The sequence below is a fragment of the Kitasatospora sp. NPDC057936 genome (assembly GCF_042887525.1).
In the GTDB taxonomy this organism is placed as follows: Bacteria; Actinomycetota; Actinomycetes; order Streptomycetales; family Streptomycetaceae; genus Kitasatospora.
On sequence record NZ_JBHVPD010000017.1, the window covers coordinates 48,350 to 67,317 of the forward strand.

24 protein-coding genes are annotated in these 18,968 nt (G+C 73.9%); 16 read left to right on the forward strand and 8 right to left on the reverse strand.

Going from position 1 to position 18,968, the window contains the following annotated elements; translation table 11 throughout:
• Positions 1-118 precede the first annotated feature (118 nt).
• A complete protein-coding gene (locus ACFVU9_RS11960; RefSeq protein WP_387592556.1) occupies positions 119-772 on the forward strand; it encodes a hypothetical protein in 654 nt (217 codons plus the stop codon).
• Positions 773-796: 24 nt separating this feature from the next.
• On the opposite strand, the gene ACFVU9_RS11965 is transcribed toward ACFVU9_RS11960, so the two are convergent.
• Complete coding sequence (locus ACFVU9_RS11965; protein ID WP_387592559.1) at positions 797-1,699, reverse strand: hypothetical protein; 903 nt, start codon at positions 1,697-1,699, stop codon at positions 797-799.
• Between the two features lie 134 nt (positions 1,700-1,833).
• Between ACFVU9_RS11965 and ACFVU9_RS11970 the strand changes: the two genes are divergently transcribed.
• The 8 genes from ACFVU9_RS11970 (at position 1,834) to ACFVU9_RS12005 (ending at position 8,592) form a co-directional block, all read left to right on the forward strand.
• A complete protein-coding gene (locus tag ACFVU9_RS11970; protein ID WP_387592562.1) occupies positions 1,834-2,529 on the forward strand; it encodes a ribonuclease H in 696 nt (231 codons plus the stop codon).
• Between the two features lie 128 nt (positions 2,530-2,657).
• The gene (locus ACFVU9_RS11975) at positions 2,658-3,356 is read left to right on the forward strand and encodes a response regulator transcription factor (protein ID WP_387592565.1); all 699 of its coding nucleotides are present in this window, start codon (positions 2,658-2,660) and stop codon (positions 3,354-3,356) included.
• Positions 3,356-4,726: an ATP-binding protein gene (locus ACFVU9_RS11980; RefSeq protein ID WP_387592568.1), complete on the forward strand. Its 1,371-nt coding sequence runs from the start codon at positions 3,356-3,358 to the stop codon at positions 4,724-4,726. Before ACFVU9_RS11975 ends, ACFVU9_RS11980 begins: the two co-directional genes overlap by 1 nt.
• A 99-nt stretch (positions 4,727-4,825) precedes the next feature.
• Complete coding sequence (locus tag ACFVU9_RS11985; protein WP_380511573.1) at positions 4,826-5,305, forward strand: hypothetical protein; 480 nt, start codon at positions 4,826-4,828, stop codon at positions 5,303-5,305.
• A gap of 138 nt (positions 5,306-5,443) precedes the next feature.
• Positions 5,444-6,541 carry a hypothetical protein gene (locus ACFVU9_RS11990; RefSeq protein WP_387592571.1) on the forward strand — a complete coding sequence of 366 codons (1,098 nt, stop codon included), beginning with the start codon at positions 5,444-5,446 and terminating at the stop codon, positions 6,539-6,541.
• Positions 6,542-6,590: 49 nt separating this feature from the next.
• Entirely contained in the window at positions 6,591-7,316 is a 726-nt protein-coding gene (locus ACFVU9_RS11995) for a hypothetical protein (protein ID WP_387592574.1), read from the forward strand.
• Positions 7,317-7,389: 73 nt separating this feature from the next.
• On the forward strand, positions 7,390-8,109 hold the full coding sequence (locus tag ACFVU9_RS12000; RefSeq protein ID WP_387592577.1) for a hypothetical protein: 720 nt from the start codon (positions 7,390-7,392) through the stop codon (positions 8,107-8,109).
• Positions 8,110-8,124: 15 nt separating this feature from the next.
• Entirely contained in the window at positions 8,125-8,592 is a 468-nt protein-coding gene (locus ACFVU9_RS12005; RefSeq protein ID WP_387592580.1) for a phosphodiester glycosidase family protein, read from the forward strand.
• 318 nt (positions 8,593-8,910) lie between these two features.
• Here ACFVU9_RS12005 and ACFVU9_RS12010 read toward each other — a convergent pair whose 3' ends face one another.
• Positions 8,911-9,297, reverse strand: coding sequence for a hypothetical protein (locus ACFVU9_RS12010; protein ID WP_387592583.1), 387 nt, complete (start codon positions 9,295-9,297; stop codon positions 8,911-8,913).
• 216 nt (positions 9,298-9,513) lie between these two features.
• Here ACFVU9_RS12010 and ACFVU9_RS12015 point away from each other — a divergent pair, with 216 nt between their 5' ends.
• On the forward strand, positions 9,514-10,359 hold the full coding sequence (locus tag ACFVU9_RS12015) for a polysaccharide deacetylase family protein (protein WP_380435349.1): 846 nt from the start codon (positions 9,514-9,516) through the stop codon (positions 10,357-10,359).
• A 247-nt stretch (positions 10,360-10,606) separates the two neighbouring features.
• Positions 10,607-11,482, forward strand: coding sequence for an SGNH/GDSL hydrolase family protein (locus ACFVU9_RS12020; RefSeq protein ID WP_387592586.1), 876 nt, complete (start codon positions 10,607-10,609; stop codon positions 11,480-11,482).
• 36 nt (positions 11,483-11,518) lie between these two features.
• Here ACFVU9_RS12020 and ACFVU9_RS12025 read toward each other — a convergent pair whose 3' ends face one another.
• The 4 genes from ACFVU9_RS12025 to ACFVU9_RS12040 all read right to left on the reverse strand — a co-directional run bounded on the left by ACFVU9_RS12025 (position 11,519) and on the right by ACFVU9_RS12040 (position 14,437).
• Positions 11,519-12,244 (reverse strand): class I SAM-dependent methyltransferase, encoded by a 726-nt coding sequence (locus ACFVU9_RS12025; RefSeq protein ID WP_387592589.1) that lies wholly within the window; start codon positions 12,242-12,244, stop codon positions 11,519-11,521.
• Positions 12,245-12,278: 34 nt separating this feature from the next.
• Entirely contained in the window at positions 12,279-12,746 is a 468-nt protein-coding gene (locus ACFVU9_RS12030; protein ID WP_380435352.1) for a GreA/GreB family elongation factor, read from the reverse strand.
• Positions 12,747-12,881: 135 nt separating this feature from the next.
• Positions 12,882-13,502, reverse strand: coding sequence for a TetR/AcrR family transcriptional regulator (locus tag ACFVU9_RS12035; protein WP_387592592.1), 621 nt, complete (start codon positions 13,500-13,502; stop codon positions 12,882-12,884).
• 44 nt (positions 13,503-13,546) lie between these two features.
• On the reverse strand, positions 13,547-14,437 hold the full coding sequence (locus ACFVU9_RS12040; RefSeq protein ID WP_387592595.1) for an SDR family NAD(P)-dependent oxidoreductase: 891 nt from the start codon (positions 14,435-14,437) through the stop codon (positions 13,547-13,549).
• Between the two features lie 211 nt (positions 14,438-14,648).
• Between ACFVU9_RS12040 and ACFVU9_RS12045 the strand changes: the two genes are divergently transcribed.
• Positions 14,649-14,846, forward strand: coding sequence for a hypothetical protein (locus ACFVU9_RS12045; RefSeq protein ID WP_387592598.1), 198 nt, complete (start codon positions 14,649-14,651; stop codon positions 14,844-14,846).
• A 19-nt stretch (positions 14,847-14,865) separates the two neighbouring features.
• Here ACFVU9_RS12045 and ACFVU9_RS12050 read toward each other — a convergent pair whose 3' ends face one another.
• Complete coding sequence (locus ACFVU9_RS12050; protein ID WP_387592601.1) at positions 14,866-15,207, reverse strand: hypothetical protein; 342 nt, start codon at positions 15,205-15,207, stop codon at positions 14,866-14,868.
• Between the two features lie 67 nt (positions 15,208-15,274).
• On the opposite strand from ACFVU9_RS12050, the gene ACFVU9_RS12055 reads away from it, so the two are divergent.
• On the forward strand, positions 15,275-15,556 hold the full coding sequence (locus ACFVU9_RS12055; RefSeq protein WP_387592707.1) for a hypothetical protein: 282 nt from the start codon (positions 15,275-15,277) through the stop codon (positions 15,554-15,556).
• 128 nt (positions 15,557-15,684) lie between these two features.
• Positions 15,685-16,554 (forward strand): phosphotransferase, encoded by an 870-nt coding sequence (locus ACFVU9_RS12060; protein ID WP_387592710.1) that lies wholly within the window; start codon positions 15,685-15,687, stop codon positions 16,552-16,554.
• Here the strand turns inward: ACFVU9_RS12060 and ACFVU9_RS12065 are convergent.
• Complete coding sequence (locus tag ACFVU9_RS12065; protein ID WP_380435357.1) at positions 16,541-16,687, reverse strand: hypothetical protein; 147 nt, start codon at positions 16,685-16,687, stop codon at positions 16,541-16,543. The two genes, ACFVU9_RS12060 and ACFVU9_RS12065, sit on opposite strands and share 14 nt — an antisense overlap.
• A 134-nt stretch (positions 16,688-16,821) precedes the next feature.
• Here ACFVU9_RS12065 and ACFVU9_RS12070 point away from each other — a divergent pair, with 134 nt between their 5' ends.
• Together ACFVU9_RS12070 and ACFVU9_RS12075 are read left to right on the forward strand one after the other, a co-directional pair.
• Complete coding sequence (locus tag ACFVU9_RS12070; protein WP_387592604.1) at positions 16,822-17,421, forward strand: TetR/AcrR family transcriptional regulator; 600 nt, start codon at positions 16,822-16,824, stop codon at positions 17,419-17,421.
• 179 nt (positions 17,422-17,600) lie between these two features.
• Positions 17,601-18,956 (forward strand): NB-ARC domain-containing protein, encoded by a 1,356-nt coding sequence (locus tag ACFVU9_RS12075; RefSeq protein WP_387592606.1) that lies wholly within the window; start codon positions 17,601-17,603, stop codon positions 18,954-18,956.
• Positions 18,957-18,968: the final 12 nt, after the last annotated feature.

An 18,968-nucleotide genomic window follows, 5' to 3' on the forward strand; every position in this document is an offset into this window, starting at 1 on the left:
CGGCCGGGAGCTGTCCGGTCGATCATGTGCGAAGCCGGATGACGAGGGCCGCTGCGGTGACGGTGCCGAGGGGATCCGGCTGACGGTCTGTCGGGTGGGGTCCTGTTCAATGCTCGTCATGAACGTTCACGAATTGGTGCCCAGGTTGGCCGAGCCGGACGTCCTGCGGGCCCGCTGTCGGGCGCTGGCGCTGCTTGACTTCATGCTCGCCGAAATCTCTCCGAGATATGACTATCGGTCGAACTGGCGCCCAGGGGTGGACCTGGCCACGATGGAGGACGGCTCCGGCGATCTGTACGGGATCGTCTTCGATCCGGCCGGGGTCCTCCTCTACGGCTTCGGCTACGAGAGCGATGCCTCGCGGGAGCGGCCCCGGGCCCATTGGCCCGGGTTGCTGGACGACCTTCCGGCAGGGTTGGCGCACTACCCGGCAGATCCGGAGCTGCAGTCCGACGGGTTCTTCGAGGCGACGGTGTGCGCATGGCGCGAGGCCGGAGCCTCCGCGTGGCAGTGCGGGCCGGTGGTGTTCGCCGAGGGCGAGTCCGACGGAGCGGGTTGGCTGTTCGGGGTGCTCGCGGACGGCAGTGCGGAGGCCGTCGGCAGGGACGCCGAGGACTACCACGGACGACCCGTCGATCGCGATGCCGTTGCCGCGATCCTGGCGGGCAGCCCGCTGACGCGCCGGGTGGTCGCGGCGCTTGAGCCTGCGCTGGACTTGGAGGCGAGTGCTGCCCGCGCCCGCAGGATCGGGTACTCGGTGGCGAACATGTGACCACCGGTTGCCCGGCCACATCGATTAAGCGACCCGCAGGGTGAGCTCGGCGGTGTGGACCTGGCCCGCGGTCTGGAACTGGAGGAAGACGCGCCAGTCGCCCGGCTCGGGGAGCATGGCCTGGAAGGTCAGCGTCGGGCCGCCGTTGTCGCCGGTCACGGCGTTCGCGGGGTGGAGGTGGGCGAGGGCCTGGTCGCCCTCGTGGAAGGCGCTGAGGTGGGCGTAGCTGTCCAGGTAGGGCTGGAGGTCGGTGACCGGGCGGCCGTCCTTCTCGAAGGACGCGGTCAACTGGTAGGCCCCGGCCATGGGCTGGGCGTGGAGCGTGACGGTGTAGCCGTCCACGGTCGTGCGCTCGGCGGGGGCGGGCAGCGGGACGGGGGCGGCCTCGCCGGGGACGGTCACGGTGCGGCTGAGGACGTACTCCGGGCTGTGGGGGCCGGTGTTCGGGATGAAGTCGGCGTACAGGCGCCAGCTGCCCGGGGCGAGGGGTGCGAGGTCGGCGGTCCAACTGCCGTCCGGGGCCTGCTCCGGGTGGAGGTGCTGGAAGCCGGTGAGGTCGGTGCGGATCGCGTAGAAGTGCAGCCGCTTCGTCTGGTGGACGGTGAGGTCGGTGACCGGCGCGCCGTCGGGCCCGGTGATCGTGAAGCGGACGGGCGCGGCGGTGGTCTCCAGCGCGAGCCGGTACCCGTCCTGCTCCGAGGCGAGGCCGCGGGCGGGCGCGGCGGCCTGCGCGGCGGCCGGAGCCGGTGCCGTGCCGGTCATCCCCGGCATCCCGGCCATTCCGTCGGCCATCGCGGGCGCGGCCGCTGCCGCGGCGGGCTGCGGGCTCCGCGGGACGGAGAAGGCCATGCCGAGCACGAGCAGCGTCGGCACGCAGGACGCGAGCAGCCAGCCTCGGGAGAACGGACGGGCGGCGGCAGCGGTCATCGGCGGGTCCTTCGGGGCGCAGGCGTTTTCGGTCTTCTCGAACAGGAGACCCCCGGCGGGGCCCGGGATCACACAAAATGCGCGACCTGAACGCGTGGTCGGGAGGCCCGCCCGACCCTGGCATGATCGGAGGCATGCACGAACGAGTCATCGCAGCCTGTGACGGAGCTGCCAAGGGGAACCCCGGCCCGGCGGGCTGGGCGTACGTCGTCGCGGACGCCGCCGGGGCGCCGCAGCGCTGGCAGTCCGGCGCGCTCGGGCACAGCACCAACAACATCGGCGAGCTGACGGCCCTGCGCGAGCTCCTCGCCTCGACCGACGCCGCCGCCCCGCTGGAGGTGCGCCTCGACAGCACCTACACCCGGGACGCGGTCACCAAGTGGCTCGTCGGCTGGAAGCGCAACGGCTGGAAGACGGCCGCCGGGAAGCCGGTCGCCAACCGCGAGCTGATCCAGGAGATCGACGCGCTGCTCGCGGGCCGGGACGTCGCCTTCGTGTACGTCCCCGCCCACCAGGTGGACGGCGACCCGCTGAACGCCATCGCCGACAAGGCCGCCAGCGACGCCGCCCGCACCCAGCAGGGCGCCGCCGGCACGGCCGCCGACCTCCCGGTGCCGGACCCGGTCACGGCGTCCGCGCGCCCGGCGAAGACCGCCTCCAAGGCCACGAAGACCGCCGCCAAGAAGACCTCCTCCTCGGGCACCGCCCGGACCCTCGCCGCCCGCTACCCCGGCACCTGCCCCTGCACCCGCCCGTACGCCAAGGGCGACAAGATCACCAAGGTCGGCAGCAGCTGGGGCCACCCGGAGTGCGCGGCGGCCCACGCCTGAGGGCACGCCGAGCGGACTTCTTACACGCCTCTGCCGTTTCCCTTACGAACGGCCGACGTGCCACGGGCACGCTGGCGGCAGGCCACCCGGATCCCGGGACCACCCCCGCCACCAGCGAAGATGACACCATGACAGACGCCACCGCAGCCCGCCGCACCGTCCTCGTCGTCGAGGACGACCCGGGCGTGCGCAACACCCTCGACCAGCTGCTCCGCTTCGAGGGCTACGAGGTCCTGACGACCGCGGACGGCCAGGAGGCCTTCGAACTCCTCGACCGGCGGCGCCCGGACCTCGCGGTGGTGGACGTCGTCATGCCCCGCCTCGACGGCCTCGCCCTGTGCCGCATGCTGCGCCGCCGCGGCGACCGGCTGCCCGTCCTCGTCCTCACCGCCCGCCACCAGCTCGGCGACCGCGTCGCCGGGCTGGACGCGGGCGCCGACGACTACCTCGCCAAGCCCTTCGCCGTCGAGGAACTCCTCGCCCGCATACGCGCGCTGCTGCGCCGCGCCGCACCCCTCGACGAGACCGGCCCGCTGCTCTTCGACGGGATCGCCCTCGACGCCGCCGCCCGCCGGGCACAGCGCGGGGACCGTCCGCTCGACCTCACCAAGACCGAGTTCGACCTGCTCGAACTCCTGCTGCGCAACCAGGGGTCGGTGCTCACCCGCCCGCAGATCTACGAGCGCATCTGGGGCTACGACTTCGACACCGACTCGCGCTCCCTGGACGTCTACATCGGCTACCTGCGCCGCAAGACGGAGGAGGGCGGCGAGCCCCGGGTGATCCACACCGTCCGCAACGTCGGCTACACCCTGCGGTCCGCCTGATGCTGCGCGCGCGGATCACCGCCGTCGTCATCGCCGCCGCCCTGTTCGCGATCGGGGTGTCCGTCACCGCCTCCTACCGAGGCGTCCGGGACCTCGTCGCCGACCAGTTCGACCGTAGCCTCAACGACCGGGCCGACGCCGTCGCCGTCATCCTCGACGCCTCGCGCCGCCCGGACCCGCGGCCCGACACCACCGAACAGCTCGTCCTCGCCGACGGGACGGTCGAGTTGCTGACGGCCGGCCGTGCGCCGCTGCCCGTCCCGCCGGGAGCGCTGGACGTGGCCAGGAGCGGGCAGGGCACCCACGAGGAGGACGTCACCGTCGACGGGACGTCGTACGGCCTCCTCACCAAGGCCCGGCCGGGCGGCGGAGCGCTGATGGTCGGGCAGGCCTACGCGGACGTCGAGCGCGTCGACCACGAGTTCCTGGCCCGGATCACCTGGACCACCGCCGCAGCCACCGCCCTGTCGGCGCTGCTCAGCTGGCTCATCCTCAGCCGCATCCTCGGCCCTGTCCGCCGCCTGGCGCGCGCCGCCGAACACATCACCACCACCCGCGACCTCACCACCGCGCTCCCGCCCGCCGGGCGCGACGAGGTCGGCCGGCTGACCCGCGCGTTCGAGGCGATGGTCGGCGCCCTGCGCCGCTCGCGCGAGCAGCAGCAGCGCCTCGTCCAGGACGCCAGCCACGAGCTGCGCACCCCGCTCACCTCCGTCCGGGGCTGCGCCGAGCTGCTGCAGCGGGCGCGGGGCCGGCTCGACCCGAAGGACGAGGAGCAGATCCTCGGCACGCTGGTGACCGAGACCGTCGCCCTCGACGACCTCGTCCGCGAGCTCGTCGAGCTCGCCACCGACGCGCACACCGAGGAGGAGCCGGCGGCCGTCGACCTGGCCGAGACGGCGGAGGAGAGCGCCCAGCGCCACCGGCAGCGGACGGGGCGCGCGATCACCGTGACCGCCGCCGGTCCGGAGCCCGTGCCGGTGCTGGCCCGGCCGCGGGCCGTCCAGCGCTGCGTCGACAACCTGATCGGCAACGCCGTCAAGTTCAGTCCGGACGGCAGCCCGATCGAGGTACGGATCGACGGGCGGCGGCTCGCCGTGCGCGACCGGGGGCCGGGGATCGACCCGGGGGAGCGGGACGCCGTGTTCGACCGCTTCTACCGGGGAGCGGGCCAGCAGTCCGCGCCGGGATCGGGGCTGGGCCTCGCGATCGTGCACGACCTCGTCGCCGCCGACGGGGGCACGGTCTTCGCGGGGACGTCCGCCGAGGGCGGGGCGGAGGTCGGCTTCGAGCTGCCGCCGTACGGAGTGAAGCCGTACGGAGTGAAGGTGCCGCGACCCTCGCGGGAAGGGTGCTCCTGGGGCCGCTGATACGGGTGCCGGAACGGCCTCGGAGTGGGAAGTCGATCACGCCGACTTCCCACTCCGAGCCCTCCCGCCGCCCCGCGCCCACGTGGGATGATCACCGGCATGCGGGGGAGGACACCGAGGCAGCGGGTGCACCGGCGACGCCTGCGGTGGTGGCAGCGGCGGAGCCACGGCACGTGGTGGACGATCGGCCTCACGGCCGTGCTGGGCGTCGGCATGCTGGCCTCCGTCGTGCGGATGGAACGGCAGTACGTCTCCCTCGAACGGCACGGCGTGCACACCACCGCCACCATCGCCGAGATGCGCACGGAGAAGCGCTCCACCGGCTACCTGATCCACTTCGCCCCGGCCCCGCGTGCCCCGGCCGACATCTGGACGAGGAACGTCAGCGGTGGGGTCGGCGGCACGGTCGCCGTGGTCTACGACCCGGCCGACCCCGGCCAGGTGATGGGCACCGACACCCTCGGCTGGGCGGAACTGCTCGTACCCGGGCTCCTCGGCACCGGCGGCGCGTTCTGCCTGGTCGTCATGTGGGCCGCGGCGCACGACCGTTCGGACCAGTGCCACCGGTGCAGGGGCTGATCGTCGAGCCCTTCCGTCTGTCCGAAAGTCGTCGGCACTCCGGGCCGCAGGCGCGTGCGGTCATGCCCTGGTCAGCCGCCCCCGTTAGTCTGCCCACCGCACCGCACCGCACCGTGCGGTGCCGAGGAGGGGGGACCCATGTCCATCAAGGCCTTGGCCGTGGCGCGCACCTGCGTCGCACTGGCCGCCGCCGGAGCGGTCCTGGCGCTGACGAGCGGCGCCGCGGAGGCGGCCGGGCCGGTGTCCGGAGCGGAGGCGGTGATCGCGGTCGGCAACGAGGTGGCCGCCCCGGTGGTGAGCCCGGACGGCGCCACCGCGTACGTCGTGACCGCGACCGCGCAGGGCGGCCTCGTCCTGAAGACCGTCGACACCCGCACCGGCGCCACCGCCGGCGGGCTCGCGCTCGGGCCAAACCGCTGGATGGTGTTCACCGCGCTCAGCGCGGACGGGTCCAGGCTGTACGTGCTCGACTACCTCACCCTGAGCGTGATCGACGTCCGGTCGATGTCCCTGCTCGGCACGACCGTGCTCCCCGACCAGCCGCGCCCGTCCGGCGGGAGTGTCGGCTGGCCCGCCGGGATCGCGCTGAGCCCGGACGGGGCCGCCCTGTACGTGTCGCAGTCCGGCGCGCAGACGGTCGGCCACCTCGGGAACGGCCGCGTGCTCTCCTTCGCCACCGCGCAGCGGGCGTTCACGTCGGCCGTCGAGTACCCCGCCTCGATCCCCGGCAACGTGGTCGTCCGCCCCGGCGGACACGACCTGTACGTCGGCAGCGAGGCGGGCGTCGTCCACCTCGACCTCACCGGCGCCTCGCCCGCCGTGACGCGCGTCGTCCCGGGCACCGCCGCGGGGCACGACTCGCAGCTGGCCTTCAGCCCGGACGGCACCCGCCTGTTCGCCGTCAACGGCGCCAACGGCGGCGCGGGCGACGAGATCGACCCGGCCACGGACACCGTCACCGCCCGCTTCACGCTCACCACCACCAGCGTCGACTTCCGCTACCCGCAGGTGAGTCCGGACGGCACGCGGCTCTACGTCGTCGACGACACCATCGAGGGCGCCGGCCCGTCGGTGTACGTCCTCGACACGACGACCGACACGGTCGCCCAGGGCGAGGCCCAGGCGCTCAACGAGGAACGCGTCAACGGCTTCGCGGTCGGCCCGGACGGGCACACGCTGTACGCCGGCGGGACGGTCGCCTCGACGGCGAGCCTGCAGATCGTCGCGCTGCAGTAGGGCTCGCCCAGGTGCGGGGCTGTCGGCCGGTCGCGCTATGTTGCGTCGCATGACAGCCGCTCACATGCCCATCGCCGAGTTCCTCGACGGGGACGAGGTCGTCGCGGGGGAGCACCTCGCCGGCGACCTCGCCTTCTGGTTCACCCACTTCGTGATCTCCTTCGGCGTGGAGGACGAGACGGCCGAGGAGTACGGCGTCGACGCGGACGCCCACGAGGCGATGATCGCGCGCCTCGGCGACGCCGAGGCACCCGGCACCGCGCTGCGCGTGCCCTTCGACGGCGGGCACTCGGCGTACGTCGTCTGGCAGAACTGGGAGGACGAGAGCACCGTCGACTACCTCGTCCACCACCCCGCGTGGGGCCGGCTCGGCTTCCTCGCCCAGGACGGCCCGCACGGCTCCGGCCCCGGCCTGTCCTGGCCGGAGCTGGTGAAGCTGGCCGGCAGCGCGCAGGACGGCGCCGACGGCCTGGCCGACCCGGCCCGCCGCCTCCTGCTCCTGCTCCCGGCCCTCGGCGCCGCGGACACTCCGGCCGGGGCGCGGGGCGTCGTGGCGAACGCACTCGCCGACGTGGGGTTCCCGGCCGACGCGGTGGACGGACTGGCCGGCCACCTGCTGGGCGACCCGGGAAGCGCCCACCAGCCGACGTGGAGCGTCCGCGAGGGCAGCCCGATCCCGGTCTGCTCGTCCGACCACAGCCCGCGCCGGGTCCCGCTGGCCCTCGGCATCACGGCGGAGCAGGCCAAGGCCCTGGCGGCCGCGCTCGGTTGGTGATCTTCCGCGTTTCGGGCGAAAGTCCGCCGGTGCCGGTCTGCATCCGAACGTCGGGTAGGTAGACATGCCCGGCATGCAGCGAAGCACGAGAGGGCGGTCCCCGGCGTTCGCCTTGGCCGCACTGCTGGTGATCGGGCCGGCCGGTCCGGCCACCGCGACGCCCGACGGGTCCCGGGTGGCGCGCGGCGTGACGTACCGCCTGCTGGAGGTGCCGACGGGCCGTGGGCCCGCCTGGCTGCACGTGGTGACCGTCGACCTCGACCGGCCGGGGGTGTCGGTCGGCCTGCTGCACCCAAGCGCGGTGGCCGCGCGGGAGCCGCTCACCCGGCTGGCCGGGGAGCGCGGCGCGGTGGCGGCCGTGAACGGCGACTTCTTCAACATCAGCGAGGAACAGCACCCAGGCGTCCCGGCCACCGGCGCGCCGGTCGGCCCGGAGGTGGCGCAGGGCCGGCCGCTGAAGGGGGCCGTACCCACCGCGCAGCGCTTCGGCTGGATGCTGCCGCCGGGCGGGACGGTCGAGGACGTCCTGGCGGGCGGCTTCGACGGCCGCCTCCGGCTCGGGCGTCTCCACCTGCGCGGCACGGTGGACAGCCCGCGGGGGACGGTCCCGCTGCGCGGCCTGAACCAGTACGCCATCGCGGAGGACGGCATCGGCGCCTTCACCCCCGAGTGGGGTGACACCTCCCGCGCCCGCGCCGTCTGCGGCACGGACCTCCACCGCGCCGCGCCGTGCAGCAGCGAGACGTTCGAGGTGACCGTGCGGCACGGCCGGGTGGTCTCCGAGCAGCCGTAGCCGGGCAGCGGCCGGGTGCCCGACGACGCGGTGGTCCTGCTCGGCCGCGAGGCCGGCGCCCGCCACCTGCGCGGCCTGCGGGAGGGCGACCGGGTCCGGGTCGACTACCGCCTGGCCGGCCAGGACGGCCTCCCGCCGCGCTGGGCCCTCGGCGCCTCGCCGATCCTGCTCGACGGCCGACCGCTCACCGGACAGGACGCGAGCCAGCGCGAACCACGCGCCGCAGCCGCCCTGACCGGAGGCGGCCACACCCTGCTACTGGTCGCCACGGACGGCCGCAGCGACGACGCCCCGGGCCTGACGATGCGCGAACTGGCCGACACCCTCCAGGCCTTGGGCGCCACCACGGCGGTCCAGCTGGACGGCGGCAGCTCCGCCACGATGGTCACCCGCGACCCGTCCACCGGCCGTCCCGCGGTGCGCAACCAGTTGGACGGCGGCGAGCGCCCGATCCCGAACGGCATCGGAGTCTTCGTGCGGTGAACGGGCCGGTCACTCCGCCGTGGGCAGGAGGTACACACGTAGGCGGCGGCGAGAAAGGTCGTAGAAGAAAAAAGTGTTATCCGCCGGGCTGCACGGGGTCTCCGAGGCGTGGGACCGAACGCGGCCCGCGTCGCGGCTGGAGGGTCTGCGGCGGGGGTGCGGGGATTTGCAAGATGGGGCTGCCCCGAACGCGTCCGGTCCCACCGTGCGGACGGTTCTCCCCTTCCGACCCGCACGCCCCGGCGGTCCGTTCGCATCCCCCCACACAAGCAACGGACCGCCGGGCCCGACGTGACCGTCGACCGGGCCGGCGTCCGTTCAGGAGGGCTCGGCCTCGCCGAGGCGTTCGCGTACTCGACGGATGCGGGCCCGGGCGCGCTCCTCGGCGTCGGTGCCCTTGTGGACGCGCCACTCCAGTACGCCGATCACGTCCTTGCCGAGGGGGAGGTCGGGCGACTTCCTCCACCTCTTGGGGCGGTGGCGGTGCAGGTCACGATCGATCGTGTCCGTACCCGCTTCGTCGGTCGCGTCGGCCCCGGTGGACGCGGCCAGGGCCAGGTGTTCACGGCGTCGGTTGGCGCTGTTGACCGCCCGCTTGTTCCTGCGGATGTTCCTGCGTGAACTCTTGTCGTTCTCGCCGTAGTTGTTGCGTCCGTCCTTGAGGTAGCTCAGCAGCTTCTTCTGCTGAGGCGACTTGCGCTCCATGACCGGCCTCCGTTCGTCCACCGTCCGTCCACCGTTCCGGTCAGGCTAGTCGGGCCGGTCGGCCAGGGGCCAACGGATTGCCGGTGCCCGCGACCTGCGCGTCCTGTCCGTCCGTATTCCCACTACGCGCGTCGAACTGCGGGAACCTCTTCCGGTCCGGTTCACGTCATGGTCATCGGAGAGCTTGCAACCGGCAGTCGGGGGGAGTGGTCGTTGATGGACATCAAGGCGCGCGTGGGGAGTATGGGCAACCGGTCGCGGGTGACCCTCGCGGTAGGGGCCGTCGCCGTGGTGGCGGCGGCCTGGGCGGTTCCGACGGTGACCGGGTCGCTCCACTCCCCTCAGCAGAACGTCGCCCGGGAGCAGGGCGGCGGCGCCACCACCGACGGCCACAACAGTGACGGCAGCGCCCAGGGCGGCGACGGCGGTACGCAGCAGCAGAGCGGGATATCCGACGGCATAGCCCACGCCTCCGAGGCGGGCGGCAACGCCGTCAACATCACCATCGACGACGGCCCCGACCCCGTGTGGACCCCGAAGGTCCTCGACGTGCTCAAGCGGCACGGCGTGAAGGCGACGTTCTGCATGATCGGACCGCAGGCCAAGGCCCACCCCGACCTGGTCAAGGAGGTGGTCGCGGCAGGCCACCGGCTGTGCGACCACACCGTGGACCACGACACCTCCATGGACAAGAAGCCCGTCGCGTACCAGCAGAAGGAGATCCTGGACGCGAAGAAGATGATCGAGGACGCTGCCGGCGGCGGTGCCCAGGTGCTGTACTACCGGGCCCCCGGCGGTGCGTTCACTCCCGACAGCCGGCGCATCGCCGCCGCGAACGGCATGCGTCCGCTCGGCTGGAACATCGACTCCAAGGACTTCGACAAGCCCGGCACCGCCGCCATCGTCGGCACGGTCAAGAAGGAGATCGGCAACGGTCCGACCCTCCTGTTCCACGACGGCGGCGGCGACCGCCAGCAGACCGTCGAGGCCCTCGACCAGGTGCTCACCTGGCTGAAGGCCCAGGGCCGCGCGACCGGCTTCCCGGTCCGGACCACTCCGTGACGCGCCGTCCGGCGGGGAGCGGCTGACGGCCACCGGGGGTAGCGGGCGGAGGGGAACACCGGGCGGGGGCGACGGGACGAAAGGGGTGCGTCCTTCTTATTGACGCCCCGTCTAACCCGTCGGTAACTTCGAGGACATGCCAACGAAACCCCGTCCCACCGGGGGAGTTGAGCGAGCCGCAGTTCGTGCCGTCCCCACGCCACCCCCCGGGGTGCGGCACGACACCCCCCACCGAAGGAGCACCCCCATGCCGCTCCGTGCTGCCGCGTCCCGCGTGTCCGCCGTCGCCGTTGCCGCCGCCGCAGGGTTCGCCCTCGTCGCGGCCAGTCCGGCGGCCGCCGAGGGCCCGGTGAGCTACATAGCCCTCGGCGACAGTTACAGCGCCGCCTCCGGCAACTTCCCGCTCGACCCCACCGCCCCGCTGCTGTGCGCCCGTTCGACGAGGAACTACGCGCACCTCATCGCCGCGCGCACCGGCGCCCGCCTCACGGACGTCAGCTGCGGCGGCGCCCAGACGAAGGACTTCGCCGGGGGCCAGTACCCGGGCGTCGCGCCCCAGCTCGCCGCCGTCGGCGCGAACACCGACGTCGTCACGCTGACGATCGGCGGCAACGACAACAGCACCTTCATCAGCTCGATCCTCGCCTGCGGCAGCCTCGGCGTGCTCACCGCCGGCTTCGGCAGCCCGTGCAAGGACGCGTACGGCGACAGCTTCAACCGGACGATCGACACCAAGACGGGCCCGGCCGTCGAGGCCGCGCTGCGCGCCGTGAAGAACAAGGCGCCGCACGCGCGCGTCGCGATCCTCGGCTACCCCTGGATCGTCCCGGCCACGGCGGACCCGTCCTGCTACCCGAAGATGCCGCTCGCCTCGGGCGACGTCCCGTACCTGCGCGACCTCCAGACCCACCTGAACCAGGCCGTCAAGAAGGCGGCCGCCGCGACCGGGGCCACCTACGTCGACATGAGCGCCGTGTCGAACGGCCACGACGCCTGCGCGCCGGTCGGCACGCGGTGGATCGAGCCGCTGTTCTTCAGCACGAGCCTCGCGCTCGTCCACCCCAACCCACTGGGCGAGTCGAAGATGGCGGACCAGGCGATGGCCGCCCTCCACCTGGGCTGAGCGCCTCTACCGCCGGGCGCCTTTACCGCCGGGCGCCTACGAGTGAGCGCCCACCACCAGCCACCGCGCCGGCAGCTCGATCGGGCTGCCGTCCGCGGCGGACTCCGTGAGGGACAGCGGCATCTCCCCGGATGCGAGGACGGCGAGCCCGGCGGCGCGGAAGAGTTCGGCGAAGGTCCCGTCGGCGACCTCGGCGGGCGCGAGCCCGTGCGCGAAGACGGGCCGCAACTTCGGCGGCGGCCCCTCCGGGCGCTGGGCGAGGCCCATGAGGACGGGCTTCGCCGCCTCGGACAGCTCGACGACGAAGGCCCGGCCGCGCCGCCCGGCCAGCGTCGCGACGGCCTCGGCGACCGGTCGGCGGTCGGCCGGCTCGCTCTGGTGGATCACGCCGCGCACGTAGACGTTGGCATCGCCGAGGCGCTCGTGCAGGTCCTGGACCGCAGCGCCGTCCGTCGCGTCCAGCTGGGCGTACTCGGCGCGCCCGTCCGGGTCCTGGCGCCGGGCGAGGCCGACGGCGGCGGGGGAGAGGTCGAGCCCGAGGGCGCGAGGGAAGTGCCCGGCGAGGTAGCGGGTCTGGGTGCCGTTGCCGCAGCCGAGGTCGAGGACCGGCAACTGCCGGTCCTCGACGTGCGGTTCGAACAGTGCGACGTGGCGGGCGGCCGTGCGGGAGGCGTCCGCGTCCCAGATGACGCCGCCCGGCTCGTCGGGTGCCTCCTGCCAGAAGCCCTCCCAGGCGTTCCGGTACCGGGTCGTGACGCTCATGCAGGGGAACCTTCCGTTGCGGACGGCGGGGCGTTCAGGCGCGGGGGCCGAGGGAGAGGAGCTTCGTGCGGGTCGTGCCGTCGGGGGTGTCGTAGGTGACGGTCTCGCCGGCGTGGCAGCCGAGGAGGGCGCGGCCGAGCGGGCTGTCGGCGGTGATCAGGGCCTCGTCCAGGTCCTCGGCCAGTTCGCCGAGGTGGAAGGTCGCCTCCTCGCCGTCCGAGAACCGCACGGTCACCGTGCTGCCGACCCCGACGGCGTCGGTGGACGGCGGGCCGGCCACGGCGGCCTCGCGGATGCGGGCCTCGATCTCGGCGATCCGGCGGTCGATGCGGGTGACGTCGTCGGCCCGCTGCAGTTCGTCGGCCTCGTCGGCGCGGTCCCCGGTCGGCTCGCCCTCGCGGAGGGTCCCGGCGACGGCGTCCCGGGTGACGCGCAGCTCGGTGAGTTCGCGGTGGAGGGCGCGGAGGGCGTCGGCGCTGATGGGCTCGGGTCCGTCGGTCATGACGTGCTCCCGTGGGTGCTGGGTGGGTGCTGGTCGGACGGGACGGGACGTACGCGCACGCTTCCATTAGCTCATCGGGCACCGACGGGGGCAACTCCGCTTGCGTTCCGCCGCGCGGTGTGGGTGGCGCTGTGGTTACGCGTGCAGGCCGCCGAGGAGCGCGGCGAGGTAACGGTGGGCGGTGCCGAGGCGGTTGGAGCGTGGGGAGGCGGGGGCGGTCGCGTGGTGGACGTCGACCGCGTGGGCGACGCCGCACATGAGCGGAACGAGGTCGGCGGCGGTCACGTCGCGGCGGACGACCCCGGCCTCGTGGGCGCGGTGCAGGAGCGCGGTGCCGGCCGCGAACAGCGCCGCCTTGAGCTCGGTCGTGCGCGGCAGGGCGTCCGTGGCGGCGGCGGTGACCGGGGTGAGGGAGGCATCGGTGACCTGGGCCTCGACGGTGCGGTACAGGAAGCCTTCCAGTGCCGACCAGGCGTCCGCATCCGTGTCCGCAGCCGCAAGGGCCTGCTCGCCGTGGGCGACCAGGCCCTCCAAGCACGGCGCGGCGACGGTCTCCAGCAGCGCCTCGGGGGTGGCGAAGTGCCGGTAGACGGTGCCGACGCCGAGCCCGGCCCTGCGCGCGATGTCGTTGAGGTGGAGCGGCTCGCCCCGGTCGACGAGGCCGCGGGCGACGGCGACGATCTGCTCCCAGTTGCGGGCGGCGTCCTTGCGCAGCAGCGGCGGCGGCGTCGTCGGAGTTGGGCGCGGGGTCGGCATCCGGCCATCCTAACCGGATGGGTGATCCGGAACGCCCCGGGTGGTCAGGGCTGCTCGAGCGGGGCGTGCAGCTCACTGAGCCGGCGCACGGCGGCCGCGACGCGCGGGTCGGTCGCGGCGCGGAAGGCTGTCACCGGACGGCCGCCGGCACCGATGACGACCCCGGTCCGGCCGGCCGGTCCTTCAGCCGTGGCGGCGACGATCGACGGTCGCGCGGCGGCGGACGCGGGCCCGGACGTCGAGCGCTCGAACTTCCGCCGCACCAGCGGCCAGAGCAGCCGGAGCGCGGGCGAGACGATCCGCGGATCGGTGAGCGTGCCGTCCGTCATGTCCGTCGCCGCGCCCCCGGGGTCGGCGGCGAGGACGGACACGCCCGTGCCGTCCAGCCGCGCGGCCAGGTCGAGCGTGTACGCGAGGTTGGCGAGCTTGGCCCGGCCGTACCAGTGGAACCCGTAGTACCCGCCCGGCGGTTCGGCGGCCTCGAACGTGCGCTTGGCGACCCCGACCGCGGCCGACGTCACGTTGACGATCCGGCTCGGCGCGCCGGCCGTGAGCGTGGGCAGGAGGAGCTCCGTCAGCAGGTACGGCGAGAGGTGGTTGACGACGAAGGACGCCTCGACGCCGTCCAGGAGGCGGCGTTCGGGGAACATCGCCCCGATGTTGTTGACCAGTACGGTGAGCGGCTCGCCCGAGGCGGCGTGCTCGGCGGCGATCCGCTCGGCGAGCGCCCGCACCTGGGCGAGCGAGGCGAGGTCGGCGGCGATGAAGCGGGCGGGGTGCTCCGGGCCCGTCGCGTCGATCCGCTCGACCGCCCGGACCCCGCGGTCGGCGCTGCGCCCGACCACGGTGACCGCGTAGCCGGCCGAGGCCAGGCCGAGTGCCGTCTCCAGGCCGATCCCGCCCGTTCCGGCCGTGACGACCGCCGTCTTCCTCATGGTGCCCCTCCGCGAGCCGTTCGGATAGTCATGTGGATAGTCCATCCGTTTCGTGGGCCCGACGGTAGCACAAGTGGATTGCCTATCCGCTTGTCGGCTTCAGTGCGCAACCGGCGGGAAATCGGGCTGCCGCCGCAGGGCCGACTACGTCGTCGTCCGCAACCGCGCCGCCGCGTCCCTCGCCGGATCCGAGGACTGTGCACCCGCCGTCATGGACGCCCTCCCCGCACTGCTGGACGAGGAGGACCGGGACCTGCGCCTGGAGGCCGCCTACGGCCTCGCCGTCCGCGACCACCCGCGCACGGAGGAGGCGTACGAACGCGTCGGCCCCGGCCCGTACGTCGAGCACGATCACAGGCCGGACGCCCTCTGGCGCTACCGGATGCGCAACCGGAGCGAGGAGGAATGACGGTCCGCGGGAAGGGCCGTCAGCGGGAAGGGCCGGACCCGTCCGGGCGGAGCGACTCGATCCAGGACGTGAAGTCCGGGGACTCGACCTCGAAGTCCTCGGGACCGAGATCGCCGAGGTCCGACGAGAACACGGCGGAGGCCGGATCGCCGGCGCGCACGAGGAAGCCGCGGCCGCCGCTGTCGTCGCCGATCAGGACGAACCCCGGCGCGTACCGGGCGACTTCGTACGTGGCGTTGCGCTCGCCGATGCACCCGGCCGAGTACACGGTCACCCCGCTGTCCGTCATGAGGCCGTCGGCCACGCGCCACAGCTCCACCAGGGCAGCCGGAAGGCCGGCCCCGGCACCCGGCTCCGTCAACGTTCCTCCTCCGGAAAACCCTTCGCCCGCCGTGGACCGGCGTCGCTATGGTCGGCGAATGATCAATATGGCGGTGCTTGGCGATAGCCGCAAGGCCGTGGCGCGGGCGGCGGGCGGCGTGGAGTGGACCCCCGCCTTCGCGGAACTGGACCCGGCCGAATTCCCCATGCTCTGGGCCCTGACCCCCTACGGGGACGCGGTGTTCAACCAGCGGCAGGTGCCGTTGCTGCTGGCGGAGTTCGACCGGTTGCCCGCTGTCTGCGGCGGCGACTGGGTGGACCAGGCCCGTGAGCTGTGCCGGGTCGTCGAGCGGGGGACGCACCTGTACCTGTGGTTCCTCGGCGACTGACCGGGAGAGGCGACGTGACACCCAAGGCAGGGGCGCGCGAGCGGTTGGCCGGTGCGGCGCGGGCCGCGCTGGGCGGCGGGCGGCGGTTGGCGGCGGTCGAGCGGGTCGCGGGCGGCAGCAAGAAGGGCGTGTACCGCCTGTTCATGGACGACGATTCGACGGCGATCGCCTACGTGTGGGAGGCCGACGAGAACTGCTGGCCCGCCGCCGAGGGCGACGACGACCTCACCGACCCGTTCTCGCCCGGCCTGGGGCTCGGCCTGTTCGAGGCGGCGCACGCGCGGCTGGACGGTCTCGGCGTCCGCCTGCCGGCCGTCCGGTTCGTCGACCGCGACCGCGTTCACTCCCCGGCCGACCTGGCGATCGTCGAGGACCTCGGCGGCGAGAGCCTGGAGGCGCTGCTCGCGCGCGACCCGCGCGCCGCCGCACCGGTCATGGCCCGGCTCGGGGAGGCGCTGGAGGAGATGGGACGTCACCGCGCGGCCGAGTACGGCAAGGTGGCCGTCGTCGACGGCGGAGGGACGTCGCGCGGGACGTCGTGCGAGGCCGTCGTGCTGGAGCGGGCGCGGCGGGACCTCGCCGAGGCGGCGTCGCGGGATCCCCGGATCGCGGGGGCCGCCGGCCGGCTGGACGAGCGCTTGCTGAGCCTGGCGGCGGCGGTGCGCCCCCGTGCGGAGTACGCGGTCGTGCACGGTGAACTGGGGCCCGACCACGTGCTGGTGGACGCGGCCGGGCAGCCCGTGCTGATCGACATCGAGGGCGCGGTGTACTTCGACGTCGAGTGGGAGCACGTCTTCCTGCGGATCCGCCTGCACGACGCCTACGGCCCGCTGGCGGCACCGGGGCTGGACGAGGACCGGCTGGCCCTTTACGCCTTGGCGCAGCGCCTCTCCCTGACGGCCGGGCCGTTGCGCCTGCTCGACGGGGACTTCCCCGCGCGTGAGGCCATGGCGGCGATCGCCGAGCACAACCTGGTGCGGACGCTCACAGAGTGGTGAACGGCCGGTGGTCGGCCAGCGCCAGTCGGCGGATGAACGCGGCGGCGCGGACGAGGAGCCTCGCGGGCAGGCGCCGCAGGGGCGAACGGCCGGTGCCGTAGGCGGCCGGCCAGAGGGAGGGGATTCGCTGCATGCGCTCAGGATGGGTTCGGCGGACCGGGCCGTAGGCGATCGTGGACGATCCTGGATGCGGGAGCATGGGCCCTTCGCGCGGATGCCGGTGGCGGTTATCTTGGAACCCGCATTCCAGGTGAGCGAGGTGGCGACGTGCCGGACATCAAGCACTTCGATCCGGACGCGGCGCTGGCGACCGTCGAGCGGCTGTTCTGGGAGCGGGGCCTGGCCGCGACCGGGATCCAGGACATCGTGACCGCGACCGGGCTCAGCCGGTCGAGCCTGTACGCCACGTTCGGGGGCAAGCGCGAGCTCTACCTGGCGGCCCTGCGGCGCTACCGGGAGCGGCGCTCCCTGCCGATGATCGACCGGCTGGCCGAGGACGGGCGCGGGCTGGCGGCGGTCGCCGACTACTTCACCCGGCTGATCGCCACGCGGTGTTCGGGCGAGCACGCCCGGCGGGGCTGCATGGTCGTGAACGCGCACGCCGGGACGGAGAATGGCGACCCGGACGTCCGGGAGATCCTGGACCGGCACCACGGGCAGCTAAGGGAGGCGCTGTACGGGGCGCTGCTGGACGCGCGGGAGGCGGGCGAGCTCGCACCGGGCGTCGATCCGGCGGCCTCCGCGGATCTGCTGGTGCTGCTCGCGTACGGGGTGAACCTGCGGTCCCGGGCCGGCGCGGACGCGGAGTCGCTCGGGGCGACGGTGGCCGCGACGCTCACGACGCTCGGGAGCCGTGCCGGGGGGTAGCACGTCCGGCGGGTGAACGTGCCGACGCGGTCCTTGATGCCTACTCATGTCCCCTTCCGAAAAGCGCAGTTGCCTGCACGCTCCGACAGGGGCGGCTTGACAGGGCGACACCGGCCGCCGCTAACTTGGAACGTACGTTCCTGGATCGGTTCGGCGGGTGTCAGCGGGGGAGGGCGTCGGTGCTGCGGGAATGGGAGCCGGGCGAGGTCCGCACGATGGACGACTTCGTCGCGGAGCTCAGGAAGTTGAAGGCCCGGGCCGGGAACCCGTCCATCACACAGATCACCCGGCGCGTGCATCTCGCCTGGCAGCGGGCCGGCCGGCCCTGCGGCGAGTGGCCGGCGCGGTCGACCGTCGGCAACTGCTTCCGGTTCGGCCGCCGCCGTCCCAACGCGGACCTGCTGCTCGCCGTCGTGCACGCCCTGGTCGACGGCGACGCCGCCGCGGTCTCCGCCTGGCGGCAGGCCCTGCGCACGGTCCTCGGTGAGGCCGAGGCGGCCGGCCGGGTCGCCGCGGCGGGCCGCCTTCCGGACCTGCCCGCCGGGCACGTCGTCCGGGAGGGACTCGTGGAGCGGGCGTCACACGTGCTCGACGACGGTGCGCTCGTCCTGGAAGGGCAGGCCGGCATCGGCAAAACCAGCCTCGCCGTCGACCTTGCCCGCCGCACCCGGACGGCCCGTCCGGTGCTCTTCGCCGACCTGAGGGGATCCGCCGTCGGCGGCGCGCCGCCCGCCGATCCCCGGGCGGTCCTCGAATCCTTCCTCCGGATCCTCGGCGTCGCGGGCGAGCGGATTCCGCACGGCCTGGACGCCCGCGTCCGCCTCTACCGCCAACTGCTCGGCGCGTCGGCGCCGTTGGTGGTCCTGGACGACGCCGCCGACGCGGACCAGGTGCGGCCCCTCCTGCCTGCCGGGCCGACGGGTACCACCCTCGTCACGTCCCGCACCCGCCGGGCCGAACTGGACGGTGTGCGGCGCATGTCCGTCCCGGCGCTGGAACCGAAGGAGGCGCTGGCGGTCCTGCGCGCGACCGCGGGATCGAGCCGGATCGAGGAGGACGAGCAGACGGCCGGGCGGATGGCGGAACTCCTCGGCCATCACCCCCTGGCGCTGTCCGTCATCGGCCGTCACCTGCGCGAGCACCCCGACTGGGAACTCGCCGACTACTCGCCCGAGCCCCTCACCGCCCTGGCCCTCGAAGGCGGCGTGCGAGCCGCCCTCGCCGCCACCGACGCCAAGCTGCCCGGCGAATCACGCCGCCTGCTCAGGCTCCTGGCCCTGCACCCGCGGCGCCCGTTCACCGCGCGGACCGCCGCCGTCCTCGCCGGCCGCCCCGACACCGAGACGCGGGCACTCCTCACGGCCCTCGTCCGCTCCCATCTGGTCGAGGAGAGTGCGGCGGGCTACCACCTGCCCAACCTGGTCCACGCGTACGCCCGGGAGCGGATCGGCATCGACGAACCGGCCAGCTGCGTCCGCCGTGCCGTGGAGCGCGTGTTCGTGCATCACTACAGCACGGTCGCGGTCGCCGTCTGACCCCGTTGCCGT

Bases quoted from the DNA above. Each gene is read 5' to 3' on its own strand.
- ACFVU9_RS11960 (WP_387592556.1), top strand. From the start codon at position 119: ATGAACGTTCACGAATTGGTGCCCAGGTTGGCCGAGCCGGACGTCCTG.
- ACFVU9_RS11965 (WP_387592559.1), bottom strand. From the start codon at position 1,699: ATGACCGCTGCCGCCGCCCGTCCGTTCTCCCGAGGCTGGCTGCTCGCG.
- ACFVU9_RS11970 (WP_387592562.1), top strand. From the start codon at position 1,834: ATGCACGAACGAGTCATCGCAGCCTGTGACGGAGCTGCCAAGGGGAAC.
- ACFVU9_RS11975 (WP_387592565.1), top strand. From the start codon at position 2,658: ATGACAGACGCCACCGCAGCCCGCCGCACCGTCCTCGTCGTCGAGGAC.
- ACFVU9_RS11980 (WP_387592568.1), top strand. From the start codon at position 3,356: ATGCTGCGCGCGCGGATCACCGCCGTCGTCATCGCCGCCGCCCTGTTC.
- ACFVU9_RS11985 (WP_380511573.1), top strand. From the start codon at position 4,826: ATGCGGGGGAGGACACCGAGGCAGCGGGTGCACCGGCGACGCCTGCGG.
- ACFVU9_RS11990 (WP_387592571.1), top strand. From the start codon at position 5,444: ATGTCCATCAAGGCCTTGGCCGTGGCGCGCACCTGCGTCGCACTGGCC.
- ACFVU9_RS11995 (WP_387592574.1), top strand. From the start codon at position 6,591: ATGACAGCCGCTCACATGCCCATCGCCGAGTTCCTCGACGGGGACGAG.
- ACFVU9_RS12000 (WP_387592577.1), top strand. From the start codon at position 7,390: ATGCAGCGAAGCACGAGAGGGCGGTCCCCGGCGTTCGCCTTGGCCGCA.
- ACFVU9_RS12010 (WP_387592583.1), bottom strand. From the start codon at position 9,297: ATGGAGCGCAAGTCGCCTCAGCAGAAGAAGCTGCTGAGCTACCTCAAG.
- ACFVU9_RS12015 (WP_380435349.1), top strand. From the start codon at position 9,514: ATGGACATCAAGGCGCGCGTGGGGAGTATGGGCAACCGGTCGCGGGTG.
- ACFVU9_RS12020 (WP_387592586.1), top strand. From the start codon at position 10,607: ATGCCGCTCCGTGCTGCCGCGTCCCGCGTGTCCGCCGTCGCCGTTGCC.
- ACFVU9_RS12025 (WP_387592589.1), bottom strand. From the start codon at position 12,244: ATGAGCGTCACGACCCGGTACCGGAACGCCTGGGAGGGCTTCTGGCAG.
- ACFVU9_RS12030 (WP_380435352.1), bottom strand. From the start codon at position 12,746: ATGACCGACGGACCCGAGCCCATCAGCGCCGACGCCCTCCGCGCCCTC.
- ACFVU9_RS12035 (WP_387592592.1), bottom strand. From the start codon at position 13,502: ATGCCGACCCCGCGCCCAACTCCGACGACGCCGCCGCCGCTGCTGCGC.
- ACFVU9_RS12040 (WP_387592595.1), bottom strand. From the start codon at position 14,437: ATGAGGAAGACGGCGGTCGTCACGGCCGGAACGGGCGGGATCGGCCTG.
- ACFVU9_RS12045 (WP_387592598.1), top strand. From the start codon at position 14,649: ATGGACGCCCTCCCCGCACTGCTGGACGAGGAGGACCGGGACCTGCGC.
- ACFVU9_RS12055 (WP_387592707.1), top strand. From the start codon at position 15,275: ATGGCGGTGCTTGGCGATAGCCGCAAGGCCGTGGCGCGGGCGGCGGGC.
- ACFVU9_RS12065 (WP_380435357.1), bottom strand. From the start codon at position 16,687: ATGCAGCGAATCCCCTCCCTCTGGCCGGCCGCCTACGGCACCGGCCGT.